Genomic DNA, 6508 nt, shown 5'->3' with positions numbered 1-6508 from the left:
CTGGTGTTGTTACAGCTATCGAAGCATAATCTGACTGAAAGATTATCTATATAAACCGTGCAATCAAGGAGCGGCAAACTTGCCGCTCTTAGGTTGTGTATAAACTATGATATAGAAGGTTGCCCTCGCGAGGGAGAATTTCTATGGAGCAGTTCATTCTGGAAATGGACGAAGGGAGATATATAACAATGGCAAAACAACAAAAAATCCGTATTCGCTTGAAAGCATATGATCACAAAGCATTGGATCAAAGTGCTCAACGTATTGTAGACGTTGCAAAACGCAATGGCGCATTGGTTTCTGGACCAATTCCATTGCCTACAGAAAAAAACATTTTCACGATTCTTCGTTCTCCACATGTTAACAAAGATTCTCGTGAACAATTCGAAATGCGTACACATAAACGCTTAGTAGAAATTATTGAACCAAATTCGAAAACAGTAGATGCAATCACTCGCCTTGATTTGCCAGCTGGTGTATCTATTGAAATAAAATTATAAGAAATAAGGAGGTGCGATTATGTCTAAAGCTATTTTGGGTAAAAAGTTAGGAATGACTCAAGTCTTCACTACTGAAGGCAAACTAGTTCCTGTCACTGTAGTGGAAACTACACCTAGCGTAGTAGTGCAAGTAAAAACTGTTGAATCCGACGGTTACAATGCAGTACAGCTTGGATACGGTTCCATTAAAGAAAAACATTTAACTAAACCTGTAAAAGGCCAGTTCGATAAAGCCGGCGTTGCGCCAGTTAAATATCTTCGTGAACTTCGCCTTGCTGAAGCAACTGATTACACAGTGGGCCAAACTCTGGCAGCTGATATCTTCGCAGAAGGTGAGCTAGTAGATGTTGTGGGTACAGGTAAAGGTAAAGGTTTCGCTGGTACAATTAAGCGTCATAACTTTAGCCGTGGTCCTGAAACTCATGGTTCCAAATCTCATCGTGAACCAGGTTCCATCGGTCCAATGATCTCCGGTGGCGGCGGTAAAGTATTTAAAGGTAAAAAACTTCCTGGACAAATGGGTGGTGGCAGAGTTACTGTACAACGTCTATCTGTTGTAAAAGTTGATACTGAACGTAACCTTTTATTAATCAAAGGTGGCATCCCTGGTGCTAAAGGTAGCCTAGTGATGGTTCGCAACACAGTAAAACCTGTTAAATAACTAATTGTCGAAAGGAGGATACATAATGCCAACAGTAACTAAATACAACATGTCCGGCGCTAAAGTCGGCGAAATCCAGTTGAATGATGCAGTATTCGGTGTTGAAGTAAACGCTGCTGTTATGCATCAAGCCGTAGTTCGTCAATTATCTAACGAACGACTTGGTACACATGCAACTAAAACTCGAGGAGAAGTACGCGGTGGCGGTAAAAAACCTTGGAGACAAAAAGGTACAGGCCGTGCTCGTGCTGGTTCTAGCCGTTCCCCAATTTGGGTAGGTGGTGGTATCACTTTTGGTCCACAACCACGTAGCTACTATAAAGCTATGCCTCGTAAAGCTAGACGCTTAGCAGTTAAATCTGCATTATCTGATAAAGTAAATAACAGCGAATTGTTCGTAATCGACGAATTGAAATTAGCTGCACCAAAAACTAAAGAAGTATTAAATATTCTTAATAACTTCCAAGTAGGTGACGCAAAAGTTCTTTTCATCACTGATGGTGATGTAAATGTGGAATTATCTGCTCGTAACATTCAAGGTGTGAAAGCTCTTCCATACACGAACATTAATATCTTCGATTTATTGCATCACGACAAACTCTTCATCGCTGAAGGTGCTATTGCAAAAATTGAGGAGGTGCTTGGATAATGAACAAATTTGATGTATTAATTCGTCCAATCATTACAGAAAAAACAACTTTGTTAATGCAAGAAAACAAATACACTTTCCAAGTTCCTTTGAATGCGAACAAAGTAGAAATCCGTAAAGCTGTTGAATCTATCTTCAACGTAAAAGTAGAAAAAGTAGCCACTATCCGTGTATTAGGAAAAACTAAACGCATGGGTCGCACAATGGGTAAACGTAGCGATTATAAAAAAGCTATCGTAACTCTAAAAGCTGGCGAAACTATTGAATTATTTGAAGGTGTATAAGAGTCTAGTAAGGAGGCCCAATAATGGCAATTAAATCATTTAAACCGTACTCCGCTGGTCGTCGGTTTATGACAGTGTCTGCCTTTACTGAAATTACAGCAAGCAAACCTGAAAAATCCTTGCTCGCAAAAGTAACTTCTAAAGGTGGTCGTAATAACACTGGTAAAATGACAGTACGTCATCAAGGTGGCGGTCATAAACGTCAATACCGTATTATTGACTTCAAACGTACTAAAGATAATATCCCAGCTCGCGTAGCTACAATCGAATACGATCCTAACCGTAGTGCTCGTATTGCATTGTTAAACTATGCAGATGGTGAAAAACGTTATATCATTGCTCCACATGGTCTTAAAGTGGGTGATGTAGTTTACTCCGGTCCTGAATCCGATATTAAACCAGGTAATGCATTACCATTGGCTAATATCCCATTGGGTACTCAAGTACACAACATCGAAATGAAAATTGGTAAAGGCGGACAAATCGTTCGTTCTGCTGGTACTTCCGCTCAATTAATGGCGAAAGAAGGCAACTATGCATTACTTCGTTTACCATCTGGTGAACTTCGTCGTGTACGCGTAGAATGCCGTGCTACAGTAGGTGTTGTATCTAACATTGACCATGAAAATATCACTATTGGTAAAGCTGGCCGTCAACGTTGGTTAGGCATTCGTCCTGGCAACCGTGGGGTTACAATGAACCCTTGTGACCATCCTCATGGTGGTGGTGAAGGTAAATCTCCAGTTGGTCGTAAACATCCTGTTACACCTTGGGGTAAACCAGCTCATGGCGTTAAAACTCGCGACAAGAAAAAAGCTTCTAGCAAGTTAATCGTTAAACGTCGTACAAAATAGGATATAGGAAGGAGATATAACAGTGTCCAGATCAATTAAAAAAGGCCCTTTTGTTGCAGAATCTCTTCTGAAAAAAATTGATGCCTTAAATGAAACTAATGATAAAAAAGTAGTAAAAACCTGGTCCCGTGCATCTACTATTTTCCCACAATTTGTAGGCCATACGATTGCTGTGCATGATGGTCGCAAACATGTACCTGTATTCATTACAGAAGATATGGTAGGTCATAAATTAGGTGAGTTCGCTCCTACACGTACTTATAAAGGTCATGGTAAGGACGAAAAATCTACAGGCAGAAAATAGGAGGATTTAACATGGAAGCAAAAGCAATCGCTAGACATATTCGTATTGCGCCTCGTAAAATCCGCATCGTTGCAGATTTAGTGCGCGGTAAAAACATCGGCGAAGCATTTGCCATCTTGAAGTTTACTCCGAAAGTTGGCGCCGATGTAGTAACTAAAGTTTTGACATCTGCTATTGCAAATGCAGAACACAATTTTGATATGAATGTAGATAATCTTTATGTGTCCGAGATCTTTGTTGATCAAGGCCCAACAATGAAACGCATTCATCCTCGTTCCCGTGGACAGGCTTTCAAAATTTTGAAACGTTCTAGCCACGTAACAGTAGTTGTTAAAGAAAGAGCTTAATCGAAGGAGGGAAACAGAGTGGGTCAAAAAGTAAATCCACATGGCTTGCGTGTTGGTATCGTAAAAGATTGGGACGCAAAATGGTATGCTGATAAAGATTTCGCATCTAACCTTCATGAAGACGTAAAAATTCGTACTTTCTTGAAGAAAACACTTTTCATTGCTGGTATTTCCCGCATTGAAATTGAGCGTACAAATAAACGTATTAAAGTAACTATCCACACAGCTAAACCAGGTATGGTTATCGGTAAAGGTGGACAAGGTATCGAAGATATCCGTAAAGAGTTAAAACGTTTTACAGATAAACAAATCGATGTAAACATTGCTGAAATTAAACAAGTAGACATGGAAGCTCAACTTGTTGCTGAAAGCATTGCTAGTCAATTGGAACGCCGTGTAAGCTTCCGTCGTGCAATGAAACAAGCAGTAGGTCGCACTATGCGTTTAGGCGCTAACGGTATCAAAGTAATGGTATCCGGTCGTCTTGGTGGTGCAGAGATCGCTCGTAGCGAATCTTACCGTGAAGGTTCCATTCCACTTCATACACTTCGTGCAAATATCGACTATGCAACAGCAGAAGCACATACAACATATGGTTGCATCGGTATTAAAGTATGGATCTACAAAGGTGAAGTTTTGCCGGAAGCTAAACAAACATCTAAAAAGGAAGAAGGTGACAACTAATGCTAATTCCAAAGCGCGTAAAACATCGTAAACAATTCCGCGGTCGTATGAAAGGCCGTGCAATGCGTGGTAACAAAGTTGCTCATGGTGATTTCGGTTTAGTAGCATTAGAGCCATCTTGGATCACAAACCGTCAAATCGAAGCAGCCCGTATTGCTATGACACGTTACATTAAACGTGGTGGTAAAGTTTGGATTAAAATTTTCCCTGATAAACCAATCACTGCAAAACCAGCAGGCGTTCGTATGGGTTCCGGTAAAGGTTCTCCAGAAAAATGGGTAGCAGTAGTTCGCCCAGGACGTGTAATGTTTGAAATGAACGGCGTTCCAGAAGTAGTGGCTCGCGAAGCTATGCGTCTTGCAAGCCATAAACTTCCAATCAAAACGAAGTTCGTTGTTAAGGGTAAAGAATTGGGTGGTGACGTAAATGAAGGTTAATGACATTCGCAATTTGAGCGCTGCCGAGTTGAACACTAAAGTTTCCGAATTGAAAGAAGAGTTGTTTAACCTACGTTTTCAACTCGCTACTGGTCAATTAGAAAATCCAATGCGTATCCGTGAAGTTAAAAAAACTATCGCTCGTATCAAAACTGTACAACGAGAAGAAGAAATTAAAGGTAACGCATAATAACAAATTTTGTTTGGATTGAATAGGAGGCTTAAAGTCGTGGCAGAAGTAAGAAATGTACGAAAAGCACGTGTAGGTAAAGTTGTAAGCAACAAAATGGATAAAACAGTTGTTGTACAAATCGATCGTAAAGTACCTCACGAATTATATAGCAAGCCAATGGTAACAAGCAAACGTTTTAAAGCTCATGATGAAAATAACGAATGCTTAATTGGCGATATCGTAAAAATCGTAGAAACTCGTCCATTATCTAAAGATAAACGTTGGAGAGTTGTAGAAATTATTGAAAGACAAAAATAATCAGTGATGTAAGGAGGAAAAGTCATGATCCAGCAACAAACAATTTTGAATGTTGCCGATAACACTGGTGCGAAACGCATTATGTGCATCCAAGTGATGGGCGGTTCTTACCGTAAATTTGGCAATATTGGTGACGTAATCGTTGCTTCTGTAAAAGATGCATCACCCGGTGGCGTTGTCAAGAAAGGCGACGTTGTAAAAGCCGTTATTGTTCGTTCTAAAAAAGGCATCCGTCGTCAAGATGGTTCCTATATCCGTTTCGATGAGAACGCTGCTGTAGTTATTAAAGACGACAAAAGCCCTCGCGGAACTCGTATTTTCGGACCTGTAGCAAGAGAACTTCGTGAAAAGGATTTCATGAAAATTATCTCCCTTGCTCCAGAAGTGTTATAAGAAGGAGGAGCTCAACATGTCCCAAAAACTACATGTTAAAAAAGGTGATACAGTTGTTGTTATCTCCGGCAAGGAAAAAGGTAAACAAGGCGAAATCATCGCTGTTGATATCAAAAAAGAACGAGTAACTGTAAAAGGTCTTAACCTAGTTAAACGTCATACAAAACCTAGCCAAGCGAACCCTCAAGGTGGCATCATTGAAAAAGAAGGTACAATCCATGTATCCAATGTAATGGTGTTAGATCCTGAACAAAAAGTTCCAACTCGTACTAAAAAAGTTGAGGAAAATGGTTCTTTAGTTCGTGTAGCTGTTAAAAGTGGCGCTAAACTTTAATTGATAAGGAAAGGAGGTCTTTTACAAAATGTCTCGTTTACAAGAAAAATATACTTCTGAAATTAAGAAGGCTTTACAAGAGAAATTCCAATATGGCAACGTAATGGAAATTCCTAAATTAGAAAAAATCGTAATCAATATCGGCGTAGGCGATGCTGTTGGTAATTCCAAAGCATTGGACGCAGCTGTTAAAGATTTAGAAATTATCGCTGGTCAAAAACCAGTCGTAACTCGCGCGAAAAAATCCATTGCGAACTTCAAAGTTCGTGAAGGTATGCCTCTTGGCACAAAAGTAACTCTTCGTGGCGAACGCATGTATGAATTCCTCGATAAATTGATTAATGCGGCATTGCCTCGCGTGCGTGACTTCCGTGGTATCAGCGCTAAAGCGTTTGATGGTCGTGGTAACTATGCATTGGGCCTTAAAGAGCAATTAATCTTCCCTGAAATCGAATACGATCAAGTAGAACGAGTAACAGGTATGGATATTATCTTCGTAACAACAGCTAACACTGACGAAGAAGCTCGTGAATTATTGGCACAATTCGGCATGCCTTTTGAAAAATAATTA

The 6508-nt window shown here is 40.0% G+C and carries 14 protein-coding genes; all 14 read left to right on the top strand.

Features of this window, described 5'->3' with window-relative positions; genetic code table 11:
* Positions 1-188 precede the first annotated feature (188 nt).
* Genes rpsJ through rplE form a run of 14 tightly spaced genes read left to right on the top strand, consistent with a single transcriptional unit; the run spans position 189 to position 6505 of the window.
* Positions 189-500, top strand: a complete 312-nt coding sequence (gene rpsJ / locus HMPREF3032_RS01085; RefSeq protein WP_009353924.1) for a 30S ribosomal protein S10 — start codon at positions 189-191, stop codon at positions 498-500.
* 19 nt (positions 501-519) lie between these two features.
* Positions 520-1161 (top strand): 50S ribosomal protein L3, encoded by a 642-nt coding sequence (gene rplC, locus HMPREF3032_RS01080; RefSeq protein ID WP_009353879.1) that lies wholly within the window; start codon positions 520-522, stop codon positions 1159-1161.
* Positions 1162-1186: 25 nt separating this feature from the next.
* Positions 1187-1810 (top strand): 50S ribosomal protein L4, encoded by a 624-nt coding sequence (gene rplD, locus HMPREF3032_RS01075; protein WP_009353880.1) that lies wholly within the window; start codon positions 1187-1189, stop codon positions 1808-1810.
* The gene (rplW, locus tag HMPREF3032_RS01070; protein ID WP_009353943.1) at positions 1810-2094 is read left to right on the top strand and encodes a 50S ribosomal protein L23; all 285 of its coding nucleotides are present in this window, start codon (positions 1810-1812) and stop codon (positions 2092-2094) included. Before rplD ends, rplW begins: the two co-directional genes overlap by 1 nt.
* 23 nt (positions 2095-2117) lie before the next feature.
* On the top strand, positions 2118-2948 hold the full coding sequence (rplB, locus tag HMPREF3032_RS01065) for a 50S ribosomal protein L2 (RefSeq protein WP_009353898.1): 831 nt from the start codon (positions 2118-2120) through the stop codon (positions 2946-2948).
* A 22-nt stretch (positions 2949-2970) separates the two neighbouring features.
* Entirely contained in the window at positions 2971-3252 is a 282-nt protein-coding gene (rpsS, locus tag HMPREF3032_RS01060; protein ID WP_009353934.1) for a 30S ribosomal protein S19, read from the top strand.
* 11 nt (positions 3253-3263) lie between these two features.
* Positions 3264-3599: a 50S ribosomal protein L22 gene (gene rplV, locus HMPREF3032_RS01055; protein ID WP_009353926.1), complete on the top strand. Its 336-nt coding sequence runs from the start codon at positions 3264-3266 to the stop codon at positions 3597-3599.
* Positions 3600-3617: 18 nt separating this feature from the next.
* Positions 3618-4283: a 30S ribosomal protein S3 gene (rpsC, locus tag HMPREF3032_RS01050; protein ID WP_009353925.1), complete on the top strand. Its 666-nt coding sequence runs from the start codon at positions 3618-3620 to the stop codon at positions 4281-4283.
* On the top strand, positions 4283-4720 hold the full coding sequence (gene rplP, locus HMPREF3032_RS01045) for a 50S ribosomal protein L16 (RefSeq protein ID WP_009353916.1): 438 nt from the start codon (positions 4283-4285) through the stop codon (positions 4718-4720). Before rpsC ends, rplP begins: the two co-directional genes overlap by 1 nt.
* On the top strand, positions 4710-4910 hold the full coding sequence (gene rpmC, locus HMPREF3032_RS01040; protein WP_009353915.1) for a 50S ribosomal protein L29: 201 nt from the start codon (positions 4710-4712) through the stop codon (positions 4908-4910). The genes rplP and rpmC overlap by 11 nt, the downstream gene beginning before the upstream one ends.
* 39 nt (positions 4911-4949) lie before the next feature.
* Positions 4950-5210 carry a 30S ribosomal protein S17 gene (rpsQ, locus tag HMPREF3032_RS01035; protein ID WP_062401168.1) on the top strand — a complete coding sequence of 87 codons (261 nt, stop codon included), beginning with the start codon at positions 4950-4952 and terminating at the stop codon, positions 5208-5210.
* Between the two features lie 24 nt (positions 5211-5234).
* Positions 5235-5603: a 50S ribosomal protein L14 gene (rplN, locus tag HMPREF3032_RS01030; RefSeq protein ID WP_009353930.1), complete on the top strand. Its 369-nt coding sequence runs from the start codon at positions 5235-5237 to the stop codon at positions 5601-5603.
* A gap of 16 nt (positions 5604-5619) precedes the next feature.
* Positions 5620-5937 carry a 50S ribosomal protein L24 gene (rplX, locus tag HMPREF3032_RS01025; RefSeq protein ID WP_009353903.1) on the top strand — a complete coding sequence of 106 codons (318 nt, stop codon included), beginning with the start codon at positions 5620-5622 and terminating at the stop codon, positions 5935-5937.
* A 28-nt stretch (positions 5938-5965) separates the two neighbouring features.
* Positions 5966-6505, top strand: a complete 540-nt coding sequence (gene rplE, locus HMPREF3032_RS01020; protein WP_009353920.1) for a 50S ribosomal protein L5 — start codon at positions 5966-5968, stop codon at positions 6503-6505.
* The last annotated feature ends 3 nt before the right edge of the window (positions 6506-6508 follow it).

Source organism: Veillonella sp. DNF00869, assembly GCF_001553345.1.
GTDB lineage: Bacteria > Bacillota > Negativicutes > Veillonellales > Veillonellaceae > F0422.
Note: the sequence above shows the minus strand (reverse complement) of the source record. Positions and strands in the feature narration are given on the sequence as shown.

What these genes read in the sequence shown, in the direction of transcription:
- rpsJ (WP_009353924.1), top strand. Translation starts at nt 189, where the DNA reads ATGGCAAAACAACAAAAAATCCGTATTCGCTTGAAAGCATATGATCAC.
- rplC (WP_009353879.1), top strand. Translation starts at nt 520, where the DNA reads ATGTCTAAAGCTATTTTGGGTAAAAAGTTAGGAATGACTCAAGTCTTC.
- rplD (WP_009353880.1), top strand. Translation starts at nt 1,187, where the DNA reads ATGCCAACAGTAACTAAATACAACATGTCCGGCGCTAAAGTCGGCGAA.
- rplW (WP_009353943.1), top strand. Translation starts at nt 1,810, where the DNA reads ATGAACAAATTTGATGTATTAATTCGTCCAATCATTACAGAAAAAACA.
- rplB (WP_009353898.1), top strand. Translation starts at nt 2,118, where the DNA reads ATGGCAATTAAATCATTTAAACCGTACTCCGCTGGTCGTCGGTTTATG.
- rplV (WP_009353926.1), top strand. Translation starts at nt 3,264, where the DNA reads ATGGAAGCAAAAGCAATCGCTAGACATATTCGTATTGCGCCTCGTAAA.
- rplP (WP_009353916.1), top strand. Translation starts at nt 4,283, where the DNA reads ATGCTAATTCCAAAGCGCGTAAAACATCGTAAACAATTCCGCGGTCGT.
- rpmC (WP_009353915.1), top strand. Translation starts at nt 4,710, where the DNA reads ATGAAGGTTAATGACATTCGCAATTTGAGCGCTGCCGAGTTGAACACT.
- rplN (WP_009353930.1), top strand. Translation starts at nt 5,235, where the DNA reads ATGATCCAGCAACAAACAATTTTGAATGTTGCCGATAACACTGGTGCG.
- rplX (WP_009353903.1), top strand. Translation starts at nt 5,620, where the DNA reads ATGTCCCAAAAACTACATGTTAAAAAAGGTGATACAGTTGTTGTTATC.
- rplE (WP_009353920.1), top strand. Translation starts at nt 5,966, where the DNA reads ATGTCTCGTTTACAAGAAAAATATACTTCTGAAATTAAGAAGGCTTTA.